The organism is Methyloversatilis discipulorum (assembly GCF_000527135.1).
Classification (GTDB): Bacteria; Pseudomonadota; Gammaproteobacteria; order Burkholderiales; family Rhodocyclaceae; genus Methyloversatilis; species Methyloversatilis discipulorum.
In genome coordinates this window covers 3,238,580-3,259,860 of sequence record NZ_AZUP01000001.1, presented here as the reverse complement: position 1 = coordinate 3,259,860, position 21,281 = coordinate 3,238,580, and the positions used below count along the sequence as shown (strand labels likewise).

The following is a 21,281-nucleotide window of genomic DNA, read 5'->3' as shown; positions in this document are numbered from 1 at the left end:
AAACTGAGTCCACGAGAAAAGTGATGTACGGCGCCCAACCTTCCCGTTAGCAATGCAAGTGCATCGAGAATTGAGGCGCTGACGCTTCAGCGTTTGCCACCATTATAATTTCGGACAAAAACCCATGGAATTTCATACGGTATCTCCTGACAAAGTAATCTCAGGATACGTGGTAAATGCAACAGCCACTTATGCGGAAGCCCTGGAGCATTTTTTTCCCTTGATAGGGCGCCTCGACATGCAGCGAGATCCCTTACAAACCCGGTTTTACTCGCGCCTTGAAGACGACATCGTTCGAGGCTGCGTGATGCCCCCGATAACGATAGCTCTGATCCATCGAATGAGTGACGAAACTGCGGCATCAATTGAAAACGCTGCCAAGTACATCTCTGACCACATTCACCATGGATTCGTACTCGACGGAATACAACGCCTGACTACGCTCGAGCGCGCCTCGCGAAAAGCCGAGTTCAACTCTTGCCGCCCTATCCATGTCAGCTTTGTACTTACTGATTCGCGAGACCGGCTTTTGTACCGGATGATTACCCTAAACAATGGCCAACGCCCTATGTCGGCGAGACATCAAATTGAGGTTTTAGCCGATTCATTTTTTGACTTTGGGGCTCTCGACATTAACTTGATCACAGAAAAAGGCGCGGGACGGGTGCGTGCGTCAAGTTCATTCAAAAAAGGGGATTTCGTTAAGGGGTATGTTGCTTACTTAAGCAATTCCGTGAACATTGACAATCAGAAAATCATCGAAGAAAAAATGGATGAGCTGATCGCAAGTAGAATTATAGAATCAGACATCCCAACAACAAACATTGAATTTTCAGACGTCGTAGAGCTCGTCAATTTTTTGAGCGAAGATCCGGAGCTCGGGATTTGGCTCCGGGTACAGAATAACTTCATCGGATTCTGCGTCGGCATCAAATCATCTCTGCACGCTATCGAGTCCGCCACGCTGGGTGAATTTGCAGCGGCAGTCAGAACTTTTGAAGCCGCCTTTTCTTCAATTAATGTCAGCAAAGTAAATCTTGGGAAACTTCGACGAGAGCTCGTGTCTAAATTCATTGGCAACTACGGCGAGCTGAAAGAACTTGAGGAATACGCCCTTCTAGATCGCATTACCGACTGGATCTAGACATGCCGATAACGGTTTCCGGGATCGACTACACCTTTGACACCAGGCTACCAACCGGTGCTGATCGATCGTACCAATACCTCCTTATAAAGACACTGATCGGCTCGAGTGCTCTGACGTACCGCGGGAAACAATTACGCCAAATTGTGAACTACTCTGTACTTCCTCAGAGCACACGTACGAAACGCGGGCGCGACGCATTCGCTGACTTTCTTCGCAGATTCGGCGTCGACCTCAATGAGAGAGAGTTTATTAGAAAAACAATTCCGCTGAATCGAAACTTCTATCAAGACATTCTGATCGAGTTTTCACACTACTTTTTACAAACCCACCGTAATTGCCATGCCGCCGCTTTCACTCATCTTTATCGTCTCCTGGAAAGGATAGCATTTAGCGCCCCACTCTTATACTGCCGATCCTCCTCCGATTACTACGGCACATTCGACGACCTCAAGACTCTCTTTGCCGGAAACGACAAGACCGGAGAAATGGGCTTCCTTAAGAAATTCGTCGCCCAGGGAAAGTTCATTGACGCAGTACTACTTGACTTTGTGTACCGGCTCGACTTCTCCTCGTACACGGACAAGACTCTTCATTGGAGCTCTCTTTCCAATCACTTCAACGGATTTACTACAAAAGACATCGCAACCCACCAATTCGACATCAGGTTTCGTGACATTTGCAGTCTAACGACTACGATTCGCAATCGTTTTTTTCATTCACGCACTGGAGACGGCCAGAACAACATTTCCATTCAAAGCCTTGGCGATCCAAACGATTTTTTTTCCGAGATAAACAAGGTCGCGAGCAGCTTTATCGCCATGCTGTCTCTGCATTGCGCAGCGCAAGCATAACTACACCATTCAATTGAATGAAATTATTTTGTGATTACGTAGCCGACCAGTAAATCGCGGTGGCCTACCCTGTTTCTTAGGATCGCAACCCTGTGGCGTGCCGTATCAGTGCCGAGGCGGTCCGGTGAAATCGGTTGATCGGCCAGCACGATCCGAATGTGCTGCTTTCCGCCTGCCGACAGCCTTCATTCGGTCGAACCCGTCGGAAGCTTTACATTGGCTTGTCCTCCCGAGTGATCATTCAGGCGCAGCCCTCCGCTTTCCGGTAGGCATCCGACAACCGACGTGTTGTGCGTTCGCATTCAGCGTGGCGCGTTGATCCCGTCGGCGACTTCGCCTTCGTCCCATGCGCAGCCAAATGCATCAGGCGCGCCATCAGATGCTTAATGCACCGATCATCCATGTCTTCCGGGTCCGAGCCCTCCTTGCGACCGTCACACACTGGCCGCCGCCGCCCCAACTCCGGCTGATCAACGCGGAAACACGCGTCCTACCGTTGCCAATCGTTATCACCGGCCTTCCCGATCAGATCGATCTTGCAAATCCAAAGTGCCACAACGCCACATCCGGCGATCGCGCCCCCCGTGCAATTACAAATTTTCAAAATGGGAGCCCGGACATCTTCTCAGCCTGAATCAACGGGTTGCAATAGGTTCTGCTCCTTGAAAAAAATCAAGATTTAAATTGGTTTAAATTGACGAGAAAATTTGCAATTAAATTGCAAGCTTGACTCGGCAGCTCATCATCCAAGACGAGGTTGCCGACCACGGTATTCTTGACTACATTTCGTAGTTTTGTACAGAGAAACCATGGAGCAAACCTCCCCTCTCGAACACTTGAGTAAGGATGAGTTGTCGGATCTGATTCGTCGCTACTACTCGGGTGAGAACGTCTTATCGCTGATACGCGAGTTCAATATCCATTGCCATGTCAGCATGTTGCATCAATTCTTTCCGCCGCAGCCAACCAACGAGTCGTGCCGTCGATGTGGTTCGGCAATGGTGCGACAGTTGCTCAGCAAATCTCGGCTAGTACGTGAGAGGTTGTGTTGTATCGCCTGCAATCACGAGGATACGCCCTCTTGCGGCTGCGCCGGATGCCTAAAGGCCGCTTCGGAGAGCAACGCGAGGCTTGTTCGCGAGAGAAGGAAAAGAGCGGTTGAGTTTTGTTCAGAAAATTGGAGCTATTCACCAACTCATGTTGAACCCCATAACCTGTCCGTCCGCACAGCCGTATCACTTTTGACTCTCGTGCGTTGTTGCGGATGGATCGACGATCGCCGGCTGGGCGGGATTACCTCTTCGGGAATACGTTTTGCGCCAGGAGGCGCCGACTACGAATACCGCCTAATTAAATGCCTGATTGACCTGGGAATAATTTCTCCAGACCCAGAATACTTTCCATATGAACTAACTCAAAAAGAACTGCTTTTTATTGGAGAACATCTAACACGTGTACGATGGACTTTAAGAGTTCCCAGCGCGCCAGAGTTCATCAGGAAAACAGAGGAAGTAATGCGCTCAGCCGCTCGACCAGCCGGGTGGAAGGCCGAGTGCATCGAATTTGCGCGCGAACTTGCGTCCGAAGAATGCAAGGAGTTCTTCATTCATGCAGCAAGTGAACGCCGCTTCGGCACCCCGAGTTTAAGATCGCTCGAATCTCTTATCGATAACTTACTCAAAGAGTATTCAGTATCTCAGTGCTATCAAATAATCCTGACCGGTGGGCGTATGGCATCCGATCGTCGTACAACCAAGGGGATGTGCTCGCCTCACGCAGCCAACTACATGGTCGTGGCGTGCCAAACGCATGCTGACCGGGCACGTGTAGAAGGATGGTCAATAAAAGGCTATCGCAGACCGCCTCACCTTGAGCGCACTCAGATCAGCCATGTGTTACACGATGTCTTAATGGGCGACGGGGATTCAGGTGCGTTTTATTCGACCATTCCAAAACAGGCAACGTGATTTCCCATTTTTAAAGGCCACGTCGCATCTTCAGGCCTTCGGCGGCCGGAGCACTACCATTCGGTATATCTATGGCCAATCACGCATTTACACCAGTCCGCGACTTTGTAGACCTGTTGGACCACCTGCGCGACAAGGAAGCAGGCCCGACGGTGCTCTCAACAATCCGATTCTGCGAGCTGCTGGGTATTGACGCCGAGCGGCTCGCCGAGTTGGCCGCGGTTTACGGCAACGCCACAGGTATGGTGTCAGCTTCGGAGGGGGCGCAGTGCCTCATTCGAGCTTCGCTGCGTGTATTACAGGCCGCCAGCGACTTGAACGGCGACCTCGGACGGACAATCCTCTGGTTCCGTAACGAACCGTTGGCACCCTTCGGCCACCAGACGGCCGAGCATTTGGTGGCAGAAGGGCGTGTCGAGGACGTGATTAGATATCTCATGGCACTCGAAGGAGGCGTCGCAGGGTGAATTCGATTCGGCAGTCGGTGGCGGTAGTGGCCCTGACCGCCCTTGCTTCTTCAGCCAACGATTCCACATGCTCTCCGTATCGGTGCCACGGCTGTCTGGCTAACGCTGTTGATCGGCCAGCACAATCCGAAGGTGGTGCTTCCTTCCAGCCGACAGCCTCCATTCTGCGGCCCCCGCCGAAAGCGTTACATCCGCTTGCCTCACCGGCTCTCCATCAAGACGAAGGCCGCCCCCCTCAGCGAGCCGGCGAGCGGCACTTCTCGAGTTCGCGAGCCCGCCTTCGACCGCCAGTTCAGCGAGGGAGACACCGGCGACCAAGCGCTCATGACTCAGCAACACGGTTGGGAGACCCTCCGCATCGTCGGCTTGGCCAAAGACACCACCGGCCGCACGTGCTGCCACCCCGGCCGCCTCCGCCCCGTGAGCCAAGCTGGTCGCTTCGTTTGCGAGAACGACCTTTGCTTCGTTGAGTTCGGCACCCTGTAGGGCAGACAGCCTGCGGACGTCATCGATCGGTAGCTCCGTGAAGAGAGCGAGGAAGCGACCCACATCGCGGTCATCCGTATTTCTCCAGAACTGCCAGAAGTCGAACGAAGTGAGCCGCTCCGCGTTCAGCCACACCGCCCCCTGTGCTGACTTTCCCATCTTTCGGCCGTCAGCGGTGGCCAGCAGCGGCATCGTGAGCCCGAACAACGCTGGTCCTCCCTTGCGCCGAGAAAGCTCGATGCCATTGATGATGTTCGCCCATTGATCGGCCCCTCCCACCTGCAGTGTGCAGCCATGCCGCCTCGCGAGCTCGGTGAAGTCGTGAGCTTGCAGCAGCGTGTAAGCGAACTCCTGGACGGACAGCGAGTGCTCGAGCCGGGAGCGGATCGCATCGAGACCGAGCAACCGATTGACGGTGAAATGTCGGCCGACTTGATCCAGGAACTCGAGGTAACCGAGGCCGTCCAGCCACTCCTCGTTGTTCACGACGAGCGCTCCATTGGCACCGCCATCAAACGTGAGGTACCGCGTGAAGGCGCTCGAAATGCCCCGAATGTTCGCCGCGATCGTTGCCGCATCAAGCATAGGGCGACTGCTGTCCCGGAAGCTCGGATCGCCGATCCGGGTGGTGGCACCACCGATGAGCAGGATGGGACGGTGGCCCGCGCGCTGAAGCCAGCGCATCAACATCAAGCCCTGCAAATGACCCACATGGAGGCTGTCGGCGGTTGCATCGAAGCCCAGGTACGCGGTCAGGGTGCCCGAGGCGAAAGACCGACGAAGTCCTTCAACGTCGGTACATTGGTGGACGAAGCCGCGCTCTTCGAGCAGCTGAAACAGGTCTGAAAAATTGGGGGGCATTGCAGTCTCCTCGAGGGGGCAAAAGCCCGAGGGAGACTGCGTTTTCAACGTCCCAGTCCGCCTCGGGCGGAATGGACGCGCGTGCGCCTACCGCCTGGGAAGGCAGTAGCCGCTATACGAGACGCGATTGACGAAGTGCGAGCACATAGTGTTAGCGTAGCAGAGTCGAGCAGCCCCGTGCGCTGCAACGATGCACGCAAGGGGAGAGCTGTCGTGATTCGGAAGGCGAAGAATTCAGTAGATCGGTGCCGGAACATCCAGCGCTTCCAGGAAGCGAGTGCCGCAAGCTGGGGCGAACTGGCGGTTGCGGTCCACCAAGGGATCCCCGCGAAAGAAGTCGAGGATTTGGCGGCTCTGCTTGGCCTGCCGTTTGACGAACTCTGTCGTGCGCTAGGCTTGCCCCTCTCGACGATCCGCAGAAAAGCCAAGAACCAGGAACTGCTGCCGGCGGTTCAAGGCGAACGCGTACTGGGCTTGCAGCGAATCGTCGGGCAGGTCCAGACGATGGTCGAGGAGTGCGGCAATCCGACGAACTTTGACGTGGGCGTCTGGATCGGAAACTGGCTGCTCAGCCCGCAACCAGCACTCGGCGGAGGCAGCGGCATGGACTTTCTGGGGACAGTCACCGGCGAGCAGCTTCTCTCTGACCTGCTCATGAGAAACGTCAGCGGCGCATACTCTTGAAGAGCACAAAGTGCGAAGGATCCGCCCCCCCGTTGCCTGCGTCAGCCGCTCGTCCAACTGCCTCGATCTACCCCTGGGGTTCGATGCTTCAGCATTCTCCTTTTCCCCGCAGCCGCCATCCGTCGACACCGTGAATTGACCCCTGAGCGAAACGACGAATCGTCCCCTTTTCCCGGCGAAATCCTTCCGTCCGGCTCCGCCACATACAGTGCGTCGCGAGTTCGGTAGATCCTCCTCGACAATCCCTATTGCACGGGGCTTTCGCACCCGGTCGGCCGCCACTTTTCCGTAGATCAGCGGCACAGTCTCGCGACTCGCGGAGTCGCTTCGATGCAATCTGCAGGCGAGCGAGTTGAGCGCTCCGAGGAGAGAAAAACCTCTCATCCGCGACACCGATCTCAAGCGCAACGGGTGCCGCGAAACGGGGACAAGGGCCGGCGCCCGCAGTCCCACCAGCCCCACGGGCTGGTGCAGGGGGGAGCCGGAAGCGTAGCGCCGGACAGGACGCATGCGTCCGTCGTCCGAGCGCAGGCCGCGCCCACGCGGCCGTAGCTTCTGGGGGGCGAAGCCCCGGGCGCCGAGCAAAGCGCGGCTACCCGCTTCGTGCCCCGCAGGGGTGAGGCCGAACGGCCGAAGGTCGAGCAGGGCCCCGCAGTCCGAGCCGCGAAGCGGGCGGGCTGAGGGCAAGCGAGAGCGCGCAGCGCCGATCGAGCGCACCGGGCAGCGCCCGATGCGTGAGAGAAGCCCGCGAAGCGGGTAGCCGCGCTTTGCGCGCGCCCCCGCGAGGTGACGGCACGTCACCGCTGCAGCCCGCCAGGGCGGGAAGGCAAGGTCCGGGAGGCAGAGGCGGCGTCCAGCCGCGTCAGGCAAGGGAATCGGCCCCAGCCGACGCTCCGCAGGAGCGCCTTGCCGGTGCCTCTCGGGCCGCGCAAGCAGTCGCCCCCGACTGCTGCAGCCCGTCACCGACATCGTCGGTCCCTTCGTACCCATCCGGACGAAGGGACCGACGATGCTCACCCAACTCCAAAGCCCCCCTCAAGCCAGACGCAGCCCATTGGCAGCGCCTCACCCATGCCTACCCACAGGGCCTTAGGGACCGATAAATCGGGGCACTACATCGAGAACACCACCTCACTTTTGGAGAACTCGATGACACAACACCCCGCATCCCCCGTCACCAGGAAAACACCGAGCGCCGCCGAATATTTGAACGGCCAAAGCCCTCGCGCACGCGGCGAAGAAAAGCGCAAAGCCGCCCTGGAATGGATCTACCTGAACGGCTGGACAAGTGCCGACCTGCTGCGCAAGGTCGTTGGACAGGCCGCGGGCGGTTACGCCGCAAAACTCGTACGTTCCGGACTCCTGGTTGAGACCCGAACTCAGTCCGGCGGCGTGCAGAAAGGCGTACCGAAATCAGTACTGACTTTGAGCAGGATCGGGCTCGAAGAAGCGGAACGATTCCGTACCGAGTCGTACCCTTACATTGAGATCAATCCGCTGCGCATCAGCCAGCACCTGATCCGGCACAACCTGCTTGCGCAACAGCTCACGCTCACCGCCCTCCAATCCGGTCACGCGAGTGCGTACTTTACGGAGCGCATGCTGCAGCGTGCTGGCGACAAAAAGGATGAGAAGAAGCCGGACGTCGTATGGAAACTGTGCTCGTCCGGAAACCTGGCGGCGGTCGAAGTCGAACTGAGCGGCAAATGGGGCCGGGATCTGGACGATTTCATACTGAAGATCTGCATCGCCCTTGATGATCGGAAGGGACCGCCACGGTACGACAAGTTCTTCATCTTCTCAGACAGCCCGGCGATCGTCGCCAAGTATGAAAAAGCGCTCGCCCCGGGATCAAGGTACACGCTCTGGCGATCCGATCCGATTGCGCGGAAGTACTATGAAGACAGGGCTTTGACAGTCCCCGATTACGTGCGTAACCGTATCCAATGCTCGCTTCTGAGGGACGCATGAAACGCGTCGCATTGATCCTCGCCGCGTTACTCGTTGCGGCTTGCGAGGCCCCCCCGCCGCCAGACCCTCGGCCGCCCGCTCTTCTGGCTGAACTTGCAACAACGTGGCCTGCAGAAGCGAACCTTCAGCGACTGGCCGAGGCCGCCGCACAATGTGATCAGAAGGACTGGGCGGGCTGTTACCTGATACGTGAGCGACAGGCGCAGGTCTCGAGATCGGTTTCCGCGTGCTGGGACGACGAACGCAGGATGTGCTTCGCCCTGCGCAAGCACGTTCTTCAGGTCGCAAATCCGGCGAAACACTTTCCGCTCGATAGCCAGGTTTTGCTCCCTGAGACGCCCTTTTACTGGCGTTTAGACAATCCCTATCTCGACCAGCTCTCTGACGTGCATTCGTACCGCATCGAGGTCGCAAAAGCATGGTTTGGCCGGATCTACTGGTACGTTGCCCTGGCTGTGCTCTGCACAATGGTCTTGTCGCTGGTTTTTGAGCGCATCTGGCGCTGGCTTCGTCAGTTCAACGCGATCAATAACCTCGTTCGGCGTCTGCGCGGAGAGAAGCCCGTCAAAGTGCTCAAGTTGGGTGGGCGGCGCGCACGATCTGCAGCGACCCGCGAAGAGGCCACCGTCACTGACTCGAACACGTCGTCCCGAGCGGATACGAACCAATTGGATCGCCCCTTTCAGCCGGAAGTCCGGTGCGCGTCGCACGTGGAAAGCGAGGCGGCTCAGACCTCCTATACGCCCGAGATGGAACCTGAAATCGCACCCGGCTCAGACACCGCGTTGAACGTGGCCGACTCCACCCTGACTCATTCGACTGACTTCGAGGAGTTGGCGCAGGCGGCGCCACCGGATGAGAAGACTGTGCGTGCTCCGGTACGAAAAAATTACGATGAAGATCCGGATCTCAAAGCGCTTACCGAGCTGTTTTCGGGACGACCGAAGCAAATTAATGCGTCTATGCGCGCGCGAGCTCACGAATAGAGCTTTCGCCGGTGCGCAGGGCGAATTTACGCCCAAAAGCGTCCCGGTCCAGTTGCGGGCGCGATCCCGGCGGCGGGACGGCGCGGTCACGATGTCCAGCCCCTGCCGCTCATCTGATTTGTGTCGATCAACCGCAAACCACCAGTCAGAAAGGCTCTCTGGCGTAGGCACTGAGGATTTCGTCGACGAGTCGCTCTTCGATCACGTCCTTCAGCGCGTCGGCAGTGAGTGCTGGCGAGACAAAATCGTACCGATCAAAGCCGTTGCTCGAGATACGCAGAACAGCGACCTGACCGATCCGCTGGTGCTCGATCTTGAATCGGAGGTCCAGTGCCGGGGTGTTCGCCGTCCAGCGACCGCGCCCCTCGTCCCGAAGCGTGAGGCTGGTACGAAAGGCCCGCTGGTAATCCCAAGTGTCTGTCGTCGCGGTCAGCATCTCTCTCCGCCTTTGATTTCTCTGTGCATCGACCGACGAAGGCTAGCGCGCGCGATTTCGCGGCTTGTCTCCATTGGGACGACCGCTGCGGCTACTTTTTCAGTCTAGTCCATGTGCGGTTACGCGATAAACGGGCTCGCTAAACCTTGAACACCATTTTCGACGTACCGCGATGCAAATTAAACTTCTGACCAAAGCCGAGGTGGCGGCACAACTCCGTATCAGTGAGCGCCAAGTTGAACTGATGGTTCGCTCGAAGCGCCTGCCCCACGGCGTGAGGATGGGAAAGCAGGTCTTCTGGGATGCAGCCGTGGTCGATGCGTACTGTCGATCCCTTTTCGCGCACCAGGCTCGATGGCTGGCGGCACGCGAGGCAAAAGGGCGACCGAGACTGCCTGCCTCGAAAGACAATACCCCATCGCCCTGAAAGCCATCCTTCGACCATTGGGGCGCCTACCCGCCATCTTGCCCGGGCAGGCGCCCGAGTCTCGCTTACGAGGCGCGCGCAATCCGACGAATCTGGGCAACCCCACTACGCCTCAAACATTTAACAGAGCTTTGCGAAGAAAGGCCGAAATCTGGGCATATCCAAACGCGGGGCGCTACACCGTTTAGCAGGTTGGTGAGAAACCCCGCGCCCAGAGCAGGGGACGGGGTTTCTCACCAACCTGTCAGAGGTCGTCAATGTCCACTTCGATGGCGCAGGACTTGTCGGCCAGCCGACTCGCTGCCTTGCGGTAGAGTTCTTGGTGGGCAAGCTCGTCCATCAACGCCTCGAACAGACGTGGTTCGACTATGTAGAAGGCGGCGCGATTGTGATTGAGCACCACCACCGGGCGGTGATTGGCCTCTCTGAGCACTGCCGCCGGGTTCTTCTTGAACTCGGACATGCTCACGGTGACTTCAGCAAGAATGACTTCGATGATCCGCTCCAACGTCGGAGCCCAATACAGCTACAAGCCTGCCGAGCGTAATTGTGCAATCTGCCACCGGCCCAGCTGCACTGACGTGCGACCGGCGCCTCGAGAGAGATCCCGCCATTTCTGGCTCACGATGGATCTCCGAAACCGAGTCGTGCTTGGCGCATCTTGTACCGTCAAGTCAAGTTCGGGAGAGCCGGCGAGGACGGCGCGCAGTCATCGCTTCTGGTGCTCGACATCACGTTTGGAATCGCCAACTGTAATGGCTTGGGTCTGTGGTCCATTGCGCAGAGTCTCCCGGCTTTAGTGGTCAGACCATGCGACGGCGAGCGACGGCGCCGATCAGGCCGAGGCCGGCGGCGAACAGGGCAAGGGTCTCCGGTTCCGGTACGGCTGTGACCCGAAAACTTACTGCGCGGTCCTCATAGCGCGTTTCAATGGACCACCCGGAAGGCGCGACCACGTCGGCGAACTGCCCGTTGATCTTGCCGACAGCCGCCCACATTCCCGTGTACCAAACGCCGATCTCCGGCGGCGCGTCGAACATCAGTTCGGCCGTGCCGTCGAGTGTCGCGTCATAAACGCGCATGATGCCTTGGTCGCTCGGCACGGTGTCGTCGAAGTGGAAGACGAGCCGGCCGGCTGCGGTCTGCACAAAGCTGCCGCGGGTCGTACTGCCAACATAGAGGCCCCATGCGCCGTCCGAGTCTGTGATGTCCATGATGCCTTCGTTGACAACGCTCTCGGCGTTGATGGTCAGACCATCGCTTCCAGTACCGGCGATGAGTCGCCCCTGATTGACGACGTTCTCCGACGTAATCCCACCATAGCCCTCGAGCGTCGTGCCATTTGCGAGCGTAAGCGTGTACCGGTCCCCAAGCGTCTGGACGATCCGTCCACCTACCAGGCGGTAAGTACCGCCGCCATCGAGCTCGAAATCGCTGGCGAATCTCAGTTCCGAAGCGCCGCCGACGCCGTAGATGGTCATCGAATCTTCGACGGAGAGGCGATCCCGCATTGTGGCGCTGGTCGAACCTTTCCTGATTTCCCAGTCGCCTGAGAATCGGGCATCAGCCAGCGTGCGACCGGAAAAGCTTGCCGTGCCACCCGAGGCGACGAAATGCTGGCCGGAGATGATCTCATCACTGTCCAGTCTGAGCACGCCGCTGGACTCGACTTCGATCGCCTTGCTGCCGCTGGCGATGTTGCCGACGTTGAGCGAGAAGTCGGTACCCGACGCCACAAGCAGACGACCGTTCTGCTGCAGGATGCCGGAGACGGTGAGGCTGGGGCCCTCGGCCCCCTGTGCACGATAGTCGCCACGGATGTTCAAAGCCTGGAATCGTGTGAAGCCCTCATTGAACAGGGTGACGCCAGCGCCCAAGGTAATCTGCTCGCCAACAAAGCTGTTCGAACGATTTTCGATTGCGCCTGACCCGGCGATGGCGGAAACACCTGCGCGCATGCGGAAAGAACTCAGGTTTCTAAGCGTGCCGCTGACCGTAAGCGCGTCGTAAAGGGTCAGCGTGCCAGCAACGACCTCCACGGTATCGCCCGAGTCGATGAAGAGCGACGAGGCCGACTGATTGTTATCGAAGCGATCGATCCGTACCTGAACCAGAGACGCGACGCCATCTTTGCCGCCATCGACGAACACGACCGCAGCGTCATCGTCCGGGGCGCCGGTACTGGTCCAGTTCAATTCGTCCCAATAGCCGTTACCCCCTCCCCAAGTAAAGGTTTCTGCGACGGCATGGCTCGAGACAAGCGTGAGCGCGATCAAGGCGGAGAGTGGAATCAGGCGGCTGCAGGTGGGGGCTGGCATGACGAAGGGCTCCGAAGATGGTGTCTGGCTTGAACGTCGCAACGAGCGAAATCGGGTTATGGAAACACGGCTTTACCTTTGGCTGACCATGGAGGCTACTGAGGTCACTCGGCGTCAGACGCAGAGGCCATATTCACCCATCGTGGATATCGTGCAGCCGAAATATGACCAGCGTCTTGCAGGCCGGTCAAGCACTTCGCATCAGCGTTCTCACGAAGCAGGGAGGCAGGTGGACTGGGACAATGCTGTCAACTGAGCATCCCCACTCATTGTGTCCGACGTCATGGGAGCTGGCAGCCGGAGCACGCATCCTTCGGCTTGACGTTGCAGCCTTGGTGGAGGCTACCCGATCAGCCGGGGTTGGACACTCGCCGCTCCGGATTGGACATAAACACCCTTATGAGCCGAGTCCGCCGCCGAAGGGTGTTGTACTCACATGATGCTAGCGCGGCAACCGCAGAGGTGCTCCGCAATGGCCGCCAGGTCAATCGCAAAACGGAGGTTGTCCTACATGCGAAAAGCTCCTTATCGACTAAGGATCTGCGGATTAACAGTCCGCAGACGCGAGCGCACCTGCAGGATGCTGGCGAAGCGACTGATCATCGGATTGGCCGATGTGTCAAACAGAACTCAAACACGGCACTGACGTTTGACATGAGAGGCGCTGACCGGCTTGCCGGGCAGCGTCCTCTCGATGGAAGGGTTAGGGCGCTACCCGAGAAGACTCTGCATGTCTTCCTGGTACGCCGCGAACGACAGCCAGCCGAGTTGCTCAACAACGGCTAGCGCCAGATTTTCTCCTGCTCGTGAGTTGAGCAAGGCTGCGTTGCCACTGTTGTGTCCCATACGATGCAAATAGTCCTGCGTCTCGTCGTTGATCATTCGAGGCTCTTCATAGTGAAGCGCCTGATTGCGACCAGCCCAGATCACCCACTTCAGAGGCACACCACATACGGCCCGCCCATCTGGACAACTCGCCGGATGTCGCCGCACTACCGAAATGCCTTGTTTGCCGATTTGAAGCAATGCGCTGGCAAGAGCTGAAAGGGAGAACTTCTTGTCTAGGAGTCGCGCTTCGATCCGAGCGATCTCTGAATCTAAAGCGTTGCGTTGGCCTTGCGCTTCTCGGAGCTGACCATACCAATAGTTGGCCGAGGGGTGCATTTGCCGCTGCATGAAAGCAATGTCGAAGTAGGCCTCTTTAGAGAGAGCGGCAGCTTGCTCAGCTTCAAGTTGAGCGAGTTCTGCTCGGTCGGTGACTAGCGCCGCAGTAAGGTGTGAGACTGCGAACTCGGTGTCTGAGATGTATGAATGCATCAGTAGCGCTCTAACGTTTGAACTGAGCCGCGAGCGCCACGCCGGTGCGAGTCGGCTCGAGCGAAAGGTTAGGCGTCACGGCACTTGACTCGAGTCTCCGTAGCGACAGTACGGTGGGCCCTGCTCGAATGGAGGGTCTACAACTCCTTCCGTTACGAGGTATGCCCGATACGCTGGCCACGCCATGTTCGGATCGTACGGGCGCAGGTACTTCTCGGGAAGGACGCGAGGTAGCTTGTTTGCGCGTTCCGTGGCGTTGTCTCGCCAAGGACCTGCCCCGCCCAGATTGACGCCTTGGTAGACAGCGAACTCGTCAAACTTCCCGACGTTGCTCTCCTTCATTGCGATAAGGAGAAGTCGGTCTGACTGTTCCCGCGTGCAACCTTGCGCCCAGTAAAGGTAGTCGTGAATAACTGCCGCCCGACTGTACTGCCCGTGAGGGCTCAATCCGAGTGACCATAGTGACTGTGGAATTGAAGCAAAGTCAGTGACGAAGCCCTGCGGTACGACGATGCGATCGCTCGTCTTGCCAATCACATACTCCAAGGGCTCTACAATGACCCAGAACTTGTTGTCTCCAAATGGTCGAACCGTTGGGGCGGGAGGGGCTTGGCACCCACCGAGAATTGACGCTGCAGCAAGCAGCTTAAAGAGACCCTTCGCGGAACTCATGCGCATTCTCCCCATGTGACGACTAACGGCAGATGAAGTGTTTACTCTCGGCGATATGCGACAGCAAAACCGGACAGAGCATGCTTGCGTTCCAGCCACATGCATCGACGCAGTGCACTGTTCATGATGCCATTTGCGTGCGCGACTATAGACCGCCGCAGCGCGACTTGGAATCCCTCGCAAACTCCAGATCGATCTCCGCTGCATACCGCGCATTGACAGACGGGGACAGGTGCGCATAGCGCCGTACCATCTCGGCCGACTTCCAGCCGCCCAGCTCCTGCAGGACGAACAGATGCACACGACGCTGTGCCAGCCAGCTCGCCCAGGTGTGGCGCAGGTCGTGCCAGCGGAAGTTCGTGATGCCGGCGCGCTTGAGGGCCTTGCGCCAGCTTCTGGGTTTGAACATATTCCAGACGCAGACTCCTGCTCCTCGAAGATCACTCGGCTGAGTTGCCACCACAGCGGCCTTGACCCGCTCTGCCCGCCGCCCATATTGCGATAAGGCAGACGCCCTCTTGGCAGAACCAGTTTGTTGGAACGGAGATGAGCGCGCGTTGAGCCTGCAAATCGCCCCCCCCCCGGTTTCTCGCGATGGTGACGTTTCGCCTGTGAGCCGAGCGATTCGTCAGCCGATCTGGCTCATCCGTCGTCTGGCGGCAATTGAATGTCGAGTTCTACCGAGACGCCGCTGACCAGGGATTGAACACTTCGCACGAGTTCGGCAGTGATGGGCTGCAACCTTTCAGGGTGCACGATGATGTCTCGATCAAGGTGATCCAGAACCGCCTTCTCGACCACACTGATGGCTGCAGTCTCTTCGTCGTCGACATCATCAATCATGCATTTTCCCCCGCTAGAGACTCAATCAGTAACCGGCTAGTGCCACGCCCGCCTGAGTCCGATTTGCGCAGCACACCTCACGCAAGCAGATCTTTGATGTCGCGCGGCGCTGTGTCTGGCGAAGACTAGGAAGTGGCCGCCCACTTGCTCCCCGTGAGCTTACCTTCGAAGCCATCGAGCACGCATTTGAGTAGCCTCATCTGACGCTCGTTAAGGGGGGGGCCGCTCGAGACTGCCACGGCACACCTCGGTCAGATCAGTGCCCAGAGCCTGTTGCGTCTGATCGACGGTGCGATGAGGGGCGTGCCCAGGAACTTGGCGAACCGCTCGATCACCCCCCTCGACCGTTTCGGAATCCTTTCCTGAATGCCAGAGTAGGCCGAGCACTCCCGCTGAATCTGCGCCTCCTGACTGCGGGAGCGCCAGGCTGTCGGCCCGCGCCGGCAGCAGCAGTTGGCCAAGGGCACGAGCGGTACAGTCACCGTCGAATGGAGGCCCAGTTACGAACAAAAGATGCCCGGAACCAGCGTACTCAGCGTCAGCTCGCCTGATGCGCTGAGGAGCCAGTCCGGGAATCGACCTCTTTCAGCCGCCTGCGGCCCGCCGGACGCGCGCTGCTCCAAACTGGACATGCACGACGTTGTCAGCCGACTCCGGCGCTGACGCGGCATCACTCTCACCCGGGGCCAGCGTGGCGTCTGAAACGCGCCCTCCACCATGCTTGCCGCGGGCCTCCGCCTGGTGGGTATTGACAGCACTTTGCGGCGCCTGCTCAACGGCAAGTTCGGCATCCGACACGGCGTTCTCGTTGTCACGCCGCTTTCCATCGACGAGACGAATCGTTTTTCTCGTCTGCCGGGCTTTCAGTGCGTCGGCGGCATTGCGCGGCGGCAACTCAATGATGTCGCCGTCTCGCTGCAATTTGTCGAGTTCACCATGCATGTCATGCTGGGTGAGATTGATGTAGATGTTCGCCATCGTTGAGGTCTTGTGCTGGAGGAAGCGGCGCAGGAACTCGCTCGATGCGCCCTTCTTTGCCAAGTCCGTCGCGGCGATGTGCCGCAGATCTCGAAACTGAAGATCGGGGCGCCCGATCTTTTCGCGCACACGCTCCCAGCACATGTTTACGGCGTTACCGCTGATCGGGAAGACAAACCCCTTGCTTTGATCGCCAGGAACACTTTTCAGCACGTCGACGAGCGTCTGGCTCATGGGCACTGTGATGAACCCGGTTTTCGAACCCACGCGGGCAACGCGGTGCTCGAAGTCGATCTGCTCCCAGCGCAGCGAGAGCAGGCTCAGGCGGCGCAGAGAAGTGAGGAGAGCCGTCTTGATCAGCGGCCAGAAGTAGAGGTTGTCGCACTCCGCCAGTGCCTTGAACAAGGCTTCGCGCTCGTCCCTGGACAGAATGACGAACCGGGGGACGGACCCGCCAAGCTTGATGCCCGCGCAAGGATTCTTGAATGTCGTCCACTCCCACTCCTCGATGGCCTTGTTGAACATCGCTTTGATGAGGGCGATTTCCTTCTGAATGGTGCTTGCCGAGAGCCCCTCCTGAGCCATGGTCGCCATGAACGCACGAATATCGGCTTTGGCGATTCGGCCGCAGGGCTTCCGAGCAAGCTCCGCGAGTTGTGCGTAGGTCTTGGCGCGCTTTTGCGTCCGTTCTTCCCGATGCGCGGCGAAAGAGCGCGGCAGGGCGCGACGTGGCTTGGGCGCGATCCTGAAACCGCCCTCCTCCCTCACGAGTTGCAGCGGTTGCAGCCCACCGGCCTCGAGATAGTGATTGATGCGGGTGAGTTCAGCCGGAGCCCCACCCTTGAGGATCGTATAGAGGTGTGCGTAAAGCTCGAGGGCCTGCGCAAGCGTGGCTTGTGTCGGACCGCCCAGTTGTGGCTCGTGCGCCGAGTCGGCATTGGCGCGCTGCTCCGCGAGCCAGCGCACCGCTTCGTCGTGTTGCCCGACCGGAAAATCGCGGGTCAGGCGCTGCCCGTTTTTCAGGGTCAGTTGGGCACGCCACTTCTCGCGGTACTTGAAGGGTTTTGCGGGCTTAGCCATGGCGGCCTCCCTTCGCGCAAAGGGGGACCGCGGCAAGCCAGCAGGGGAGGTGCGCCGAGGTAGCCATCAGGCCGGGCGCAAAACGCAGGGTGTGACGCATGGGCAAAGCTCCTTGTCGTTTGGTGACAAGGGGTGTAGCCCCGGCAGTTATCCCGTCAGCGCGGTCGTTTTCGTCTGTCCGGACGCATTCTGGTGGTGTTCTGGCAGGATGACCGTCGTGCGCACATCGCTACCATTTTTGCTACCAGAGCACGTCCCGGGGACGTAAACGACAAAGGCCTTCCGAAGAAGGCCTTTGTTTTCAACTACTTGAATCTGGTGGGTTGTGAGTGGCTCGAACACTCGACCTACGGATTAAGAGTCCGCTGCTCTACCAACTGAGCTAACAACCCGGAAACCTGCTTCGCATACTGCTTCGGCCCACCGAGTGGTGGGTCGGGCGAGACTCGAACTCGCGACCAACGGATTAAAAGTCCGCTGCTCTACCGACTGAGCTACCGACCCTCGCCTTGCGAAGACCGCGGACTATAGGTGAGCGAAAGGGCTCTGTCAACCCGGAATTTTCCGCCCGGTGCCGCGCGCAGCTCAGTCGCGCATCAGCCACCACATGGTCGCCTTCATGGTCAGCGCCGAGCCGGCGATGATGGCGAGCAGCGCAATGGCCGAACCCAGCGCCAGCGTCGATACGCCGGTGATGCCCTGACCGATGCTGCAGCCGGAAGCGAGCACGCCGCCGATGGCCATCAGCGCGCCGCCGATGCCGTGACGCACGACGTCGGCGGTGCCGCGGAACCACTCGACGCGGAATTTTCCGCTGGCAAGGGCATGGATGAAGGCGCCGACAACGACACCGGCCAGCGCCATCAGGCCGAAATTGAGCAGCGCGGTATTGGTCGGATCGAGCAGCCAGCGCGCACCGTCGGCCATCGGGCCGACGAAGGTGTAGGACTGCGCCTCGACCCGGCTCGGCACGACGTCGGCGAATTCGGCCCACTCCTTCCACGCCGCGGCGCGCGGGCCGGCGGTCAGCCACCAGCCGGCCAGCACCGCCAGACCGAAGCCGATGCCGCCGGCCACGTGGTCGATGTTGCGGCGGAAATCGGCCGAGGCGAAAGCCCACACGGCCAACGCAGCGGCGATGATCCAGGCCAGGGCACGATTCAGCGTGGCGGCGTCGCCGCCGACTGCACCGGCGACGACGGAACCGAGCGCCTGCGAGTCGATGCCGCGGGCGTCAAGCGACAGCGTCCAGTCGTTCATCCAGCCGAAGGCGCTGGCGTAGAAGTCGGTGAAGATCATCAGGTAGGCGAACACGGCGCCGACCGCCAGCACGAACAGCGACTTCAGGTTGCCGCCGCCAATGCGCACCAGGGTCTTGTTGCCACAGCCGCTGGCCAGCGTCATGCCGACGCCGAACATCAGGCCACCGACGATGTAGCGCAGCCAGGCGAGCTGCGGCGTGCGGTAGGGCGGATAGGTGGTGCTGAGGTCGACCACGCCGGCCGATTCGAGCCCGACCAGGCCGGCCATCGCCGTGGCAATCGCCAGCATCCACGAGCGCATGCGGCCGAGGTCGCCGATATTGATCCAGTCGGACACCGCACCCATGGTGCAGAAGCCGGTGCGCGAGGTGAGCGCGCCCAGCGCGACAGACAGCGCGAACACGGCTGCCAGTGTTTCGGTGTGGATGTTCAGTTCCATCGTCGTTCCGGAGCGGTAACGCCGCCCCGGAATGCGGGACGACGGTTCAGCGGTAGCGCGTCGGGTCCGCCACCCCGGCTGCCGCGAATCCCTCGCGCCGCAAGCGGCAGGAGTCGCACACACCGCAGGCGCGGCCTTCGTCGTCGGCCTGGTAGCAGGACACGGTCAGCGCGTAATCGACGCCGAGCTGCGCGCCGGCACGGATGATACCCGCCTTGGTGAGGCTGATCAGCGGCGCGTGCACGGTGAGCCGCGCGCCCTCGACCGCTGCCTTGGTCGCCAGGTTGGCCATCGCCTCGAAAGCCTTGATGTACTCCGGGCGGCAGTCGGGATAGCCGGAGTAGTCCACCGCATTGACGCCGCAGAAGATGTCCTGCGCGCCAAGCACTTCGGCCCAGGCGAGCGCCAGCGACAGCATGATGGTGTTGCGCGCCGGCACGTAGGTGACCGGTATGCCCGGCGCCACGCCGCCGGTCGGCACCTCGATCGCGCTGTCGGTCAGCGCCGAGCCGCCGAAGGCACGCAGGTCGAGCGCAATGGTGCGATGGCCGGCCGCACCGAGCGCCTTGGCGACGCGCTCGGCCGCCACCAGCTCGGCCCGGTGACGCTGGCCGTAGTCGAGCGACAGGCAGTAGCAGTGCAGCCCCTGCGCACGCGCCATCGCCAGCACGGTGGCCGAATCCAGACCGCCGGACAGCAGAACGACTGCGGCCCTGCCGCCCGCACCCTGCCCGCTCACTTCTTCTGCGCTGCCTGCTTGATGCGCTGGCGCGCCACGTCGGCCGATGGCGTGCCCGGATACTGGGCGATCACCATGTCCAGCGTCTTCTTCGCGCCCTTGGCGTCACCCTGGATCTGCTGCGTGTTGGCCAGTCCGATCAGCGCTTCCGGCGCCCGCACGTCGGCCGGCCACTGCGCATGCACCTGCTGATAAAGCTCTGCGGCACGCGAGTAGGCCTTGGTCTGGAAGGCGGCGCTGGCGGCCCAGTAGTGGGCAGCCGGCTGGAAGCTGCTCTTCGGCCAGCTCTTGATGAAGGCTTCGAACGCCAGCTGCGCCTCGGCGTACTTGCCGCCCTTGAGCAGGTTCAGCGCCGCCTCGTAGTCGCGCGGCTCGGCGGCCGGATCGACCTCGGGCTCGGCTGCGGCGACCGGCTTGGTTTCCAGCGCGCGCAGTCGGGTGTCGAGATCGAGGTAGAAGTCCTTCTGCCGCTTGGTGGACGCCTCCAGCTCGTAGGTGAGCACCTCGACCTGGCCGCGCAGCTTGGCGATTTCGCCGCGCAGCGTCTCGATCTGGTTGCTCAGATCGAGTTGCGTGCGCTGCGACTGTTCGAGCTGCGTTTCGAGCTTGCCGATGCGCGCCTTGGTATCGGCGCGCAGGTCCTCGATGCGCTGGCGCGCGATCTCGTCATCGAACAGCGCGGCCCGCGCCGGAGCCGCGACGATGAACAGCGCGGCGAGCGCCGCCGCGACCCCGTTGCGGGCCTGCATCAGAACTCACCCGAGTAGAGCATTTCCGAACGACGGTTCTCGGCGTACGACGCTTCGTCGCTGCCCACCATGCGCGGCTTCTCTTCGCCCAGGCTGACCGACTCCAGCTGCGCTTCCTGAACGCCCAGCAGCATCAGCGCGCGCTTGACCGCTTCGGCACGCTTCTGGCCCAGCGCCAGGTTGTATTCGCGTGAACCACGCTCGTCGGTGTTGCCCTGGATGAGCATCTTGAACTTCGGGTTGGCGGTCAGGAACTTGGCGTGCGCCGAAATCAGGCTGGCGTAGCTGTCCTTGATGACGTAGCTGTCGTAGTCGAAGTAGATGATGCGCTTGGACAGCGGGCTGTTCGGGTCCTTCAGCTGGGCGAGCAGCGCCTCTTCGGCGGTCATCTTCTTGCCGTCGACCGACGGCGGCGTGACCGGCGAAACGGTGGGGCCGGTCGGTGCGGTCGGGGACTTGTCCTCGGTCGGCGCGGCGGGTTGCTCCGGACCGGTGGACGAGCAGCCGGCCAGCACGGCCAGCGTCAGGGCTGCGATGGAAAGCTTGGTATGGGTGCGCATGGTGTTGGCCTCTCTGGTTTCGCTACTGCGTGGGGTTGTGA

19 protein-coding genes, 2 tRNA genes and 1 pseudogene are annotated in these 21,281 nt (G+C 59.9%); 7 read left to right on the top strand and 15 right to left on the bottom strand.

What is annotated here, in order from left to right:
- Positions 1-124: 124 nt before the first annotated feature.
- The 4 genes from METFAM1_RS20940 (at position 125) to METFAM1_RS0115260 (ending at position 4,432) form a co-directional block, all read left to right on the top strand.
- Positions 125-1,144, top strand: coding sequence for a hypothetical protein (locus METFAM1_RS20940; RefSeq protein ID WP_029644373.1), 1,020 nt, complete (start codon positions 125-127; stop codon positions 1,142-1,144).
- Positions 1,145-1,146: 2 nt separating this feature from the next.
- Positions 1,147-1,998 carry a hypothetical protein gene (locus tag METFAM1_RS20415; RefSeq protein ID WP_020647596.1) on the top strand — a complete coding sequence of 284 codons (852 nt, stop codon included), beginning with the start codon at positions 1,147-1,149 and terminating at the stop codon, positions 1,996-1,998.
- An 809-nt stretch (positions 1,999-2,807) separates the two neighbouring features.
- Positions 2,808-3,965, top strand: coding sequence for a hypothetical protein (locus METFAM1_RS20935; protein WP_157256637.1), 1,158 nt, complete (start codon positions 2,808-2,810; stop codon positions 3,963-3,965).
- Between the two features lie 71 nt (positions 3,966-4,036).
- A complete protein-coding gene (locus tag METFAM1_RS0115260) occupies positions 4,037-4,432 on the top strand; it encodes a hypothetical protein (RefSeq protein ID WP_019916258.1) in 396 nt (131 codons plus the stop codon).
- Positions 4,433-4,531: 99 nt separating this feature from the next.
- Here METFAM1_RS0115260 and tyrS read toward each other — a convergent pair whose 3' ends face one another.
- Positions 4,532-5,779 (bottom strand): tyrosine--tRNA ligase, encoded by a 1,248-nt coding sequence (gene tyrS / locus METFAM1_RS0115255; RefSeq protein ID WP_024300742.1) that lies wholly within the window; start codon positions 5,777-5,779, stop codon positions 4,532-4,534.
- 213 nt (positions 5,780-5,992) lie between these two features.
- Between tyrS and METFAM1_RS0115250 the strand changes: the two genes are divergently transcribed.
- The 3 genes from METFAM1_RS0115250 (at position 5,993) to METFAM1_RS0115240 (ending at position 9,420) form a co-directional block, all read left to right on the top strand.
- Positions 5,993-6,463: an antitoxin Xre-like helix-turn-helix domain-containing protein gene (locus METFAM1_RS0115250; protein WP_019916254.1), complete on the top strand. Its 471-nt coding sequence runs from the start codon at positions 5,993-5,995 to the stop codon at positions 6,461-6,463.
- 1,149 nt (positions 6,464-7,612) lie between these two features.
- Positions 7,613-8,434, top strand: coding sequence for a hypothetical protein (locus tag METFAM1_RS20245; RefSeq protein WP_157256636.1), 822 nt, complete (start codon positions 7,613-7,615; stop codon positions 8,432-8,434).
- Entirely contained in the window at positions 8,431-9,420 is a 990-nt protein-coding gene (locus tag METFAM1_RS0115240) for a hypothetical protein (protein WP_157256635.1), read from the top strand. The genes METFAM1_RS20245 and METFAM1_RS0115240 overlap by 4 nt, the downstream gene beginning before the upstream one ends.
- 145 nt (positions 9,421-9,565) lie before the next feature.
- On the opposite strand, the gene METFAM1_RS0115235 is transcribed toward METFAM1_RS0115240, so the two are convergent.
- The 14 genes and pseudogenes from METFAM1_RS0115235 to pal all read right to left on the bottom strand — a co-directional run bounded on the left by METFAM1_RS0115235 (position 9,566) and on the right by pal (position 21,240).
- Positions 9,566-9,856 carry a hypothetical protein gene (locus METFAM1_RS0115235; protein WP_019916249.1) on the bottom strand — a complete coding sequence of 97 codons (291 nt, stop codon included), beginning with the start codon at positions 9,854-9,856 and terminating at the stop codon, positions 9,566-9,568.
- Between the two features lie 671 nt (positions 9,857-10,527).
- On the bottom strand, positions 10,528-10,791 hold the full coding sequence (locus METFAM1_RS0115230; RefSeq protein WP_019916248.1) for a type II toxin-antitoxin system prevent-host-death family antitoxin: 264 nt from the start codon (positions 10,789-10,791) through the stop codon (positions 10,528-10,530).
- A gap of 295 nt (positions 10,792-11,086) precedes the next feature.
- Entirely contained in the window at positions 11,087-12,601 is a 1,515-nt protein-coding gene (locus tag METFAM1_RS21235; protein ID WP_019916247.1) for a PEP-CTERM sorting domain-containing protein, read from the bottom strand.
- Between the two features lie 711 nt (positions 12,602-13,312).
- Positions 13,313-13,918, bottom strand: coding sequence for a hypothetical protein (locus METFAM1_RS20930; RefSeq protein WP_157256634.1), 606 nt, complete (start codon positions 13,916-13,918; stop codon positions 13,313-13,315).
- 75 nt (positions 13,919-13,993) lie between these two features.
- Entirely contained in the window at positions 13,994-14,590 is a 597-nt protein-coding gene (locus METFAM1_RS21415; RefSeq protein WP_157256633.1) for a DUF1353 domain-containing protein, read from the bottom strand.
- 145 nt (positions 14,591-14,735) lie between these two features.
- Positions 14,736-14,987, bottom strand: a pseudogene (locus METFAM1_RS0115210) (tyrosine-type recombinase/integrase); the annotation flags it as partial.
- Positions 14,988-15,232: 245 nt separating this feature from the next.
- The gene (locus METFAM1_RS0115205) at positions 15,233-15,433 is read right to left on the bottom strand and encodes a type II toxin-antitoxin system PrlF family antitoxin (protein ID WP_019916244.1); all 201 of its coding nucleotides are present in this window, start codon (positions 15,431-15,433) and stop codon (positions 15,233-15,235) included.
- Positions 15,434-16,018: 585 nt separating this feature from the next.
- A complete protein-coding gene (locus tag METFAM1_RS20410) occupies positions 16,019-17,491 on the bottom strand; it encodes a tyrosine-type recombinase/integrase (RefSeq protein ID WP_019916241.1) in 1,473 nt (490 codons plus the stop codon).
- A 316-nt stretch (positions 17,492-17,807) separates the two neighbouring features.
- Positions 17,808-17,883: transfer RNA gene (locus tag METFAM1_RS0115190), tRNA-Lys, on the bottom strand.
- Positions 17,884-17,919: 36 nt separating this feature from the next.
- A tRNA-Lys gene (locus METFAM1_RS0115185) sits at positions 17,920-17,995 on the bottom strand.
- Between the two features lie 81 nt (positions 17,996-18,076).
- Positions 18,077-19,192 (bottom strand): YeeE/YedE family protein, encoded by a 1,116-nt coding sequence (locus METFAM1_RS0115180; RefSeq protein ID WP_019916240.1) that lies wholly within the window; start codon positions 19,190-19,192, stop codon positions 18,077-18,079.
- 46 nt (positions 19,193-19,238) lie between these two features.
- A complete protein-coding gene (gene queC, locus METFAM1_RS0115175; protein WP_019916239.1) occupies positions 19,239-19,931 on the bottom strand; it encodes a 7-cyano-7-deazaguanine synthase QueC in 693 nt (230 codons plus the stop codon).
- Positions 19,928-20,680, bottom strand: a complete 753-nt coding sequence (ybgF, locus tag METFAM1_RS0115170) for a tol-pal system protein YbgF (RefSeq protein WP_019916238.1) — start codon at positions 20,678-20,680, stop codon at positions 19,928-19,930. The genes queC and ybgF overlap by 4 nt, the downstream gene beginning before the upstream one ends.
- Positions 20,680-21,240, bottom strand: coding sequence for a peptidoglycan-associated lipoprotein Pal (gene pal / locus METFAM1_RS0115165; protein WP_019916237.1), 561 nt, complete (start codon positions 21,238-21,240; stop codon positions 20,680-20,682). Before pal ends, ybgF begins: the two co-directional genes overlap by 1 nt.
- Positions 21,241-21,281 lie beyond the last annotated feature (41 nt).

What these genes read in the sequence shown, in the direction of transcription:
- METFAM1_RS20940 (WP_029644373.1), top strand. Translation starts at nt 125, where the DNA reads ATGGAATTTCATACGGTATCTCCTGACAAAGTAATCTCAGGATACGTG.
- METFAM1_RS20415 (WP_020647596.1), top strand. Translation starts at nt 1,147, where the DNA reads ATGCCGATAACGGTTTCCGGGATCGACTACACCTTTGACACCAGGCTA.
- METFAM1_RS20935 (WP_157256637.1), top strand. Translation starts at nt 2,808, where the DNA reads ATGGAGCAAACCTCCCCTCTCGAACACTTGAGTAAGGATGAGTTGTCG.
- METFAM1_RS0115260 (WP_019916258.1), top strand. Translation starts at nt 4,037, where the DNA reads ATGGCCAATCACGCATTTACACCAGTCCGCGACTTTGTAGACCTGTTG.
- tyrS (WP_024300742.1), bottom strand. Translation starts at nt 5,779, where the DNA reads ATGCCCCCCAATTTTTCAGACCTGTTTCAGCTGCTCGAAGAGCGCGGC.
- METFAM1_RS20245 (WP_157256636.1), top strand. Translation starts at nt 7,613, where the DNA reads ATGACACAACACCCCGCATCCCCCGTCACCAGGAAAACACCGAGCGCC.
- METFAM1_RS0115240 (WP_157256635.1), top strand. Translation starts at nt 8,431, where the DNA reads ATGAAACGCGTCGCATTGATCCTCGCCGCGTTACTCGTTGCGGCTTGC.
- METFAM1_RS0115235 (WP_019916249.1), bottom strand. Translation starts at nt 9,856, where the DNA reads ATGCTGACCGCGACGACAGACACTTGGGATTACCAGCGGGCCTTTCGT.
- METFAM1_RS21235 (WP_019916247.1), bottom strand. Translation starts at nt 12,601, where the DNA reads ATGCCAGCCCCCACCTGCAGCCGCCTGATTCCACTCTCCGCCTTGATC.
- METFAM1_RS20930 (WP_157256634.1), bottom strand. Translation starts at nt 13,918, where the DNA reads ATGCATTCATACATCTCAGACACCGAGTTCGCAGTCTCACACCTTACT.
- METFAM1_RS21415 (WP_157256633.1), bottom strand. Translation starts at nt 14,590, where the DNA reads ATGAGTTCCGCGAAGGGTCTCTTTAAGCTGCTTGCTGCAGCGTCAATT.
- METFAM1_RS0115205 (WP_019916244.1), bottom strand. Translation starts at nt 15,433, where the DNA reads ATGATTGATGATGTCGACGACGAAGAGACTGCAGCCATCAGTGTGGTC.
- METFAM1_RS20410 (WP_019916241.1), bottom strand. Translation starts at nt 17,491, where the DNA reads ATGGCTAAGCCCGCAAAACCCTTCAAGTACCGCGAGAAGTGGCGTGCC.
- METFAM1_RS0115180 (WP_019916240.1), bottom strand. Translation starts at nt 19,192, where the DNA reads ATGGAACTGAACATCCACACCGAAACACTGGCAGCCGTGTTCGCGCTG.
- ybgF (WP_019916238.1), bottom strand. Translation starts at nt 20,680, where the DNA reads ATGCAGGCCCGCAACGGGGTCGCGGCGGCGCTCGCCGCGCTGTTCATC.
- pal (WP_019916237.1), bottom strand. Translation starts at nt 21,240, where the DNA reads ATGCGCACCCATACCAAGCTTTCCATCGCAGCCCTGACGCTGGCCGTG.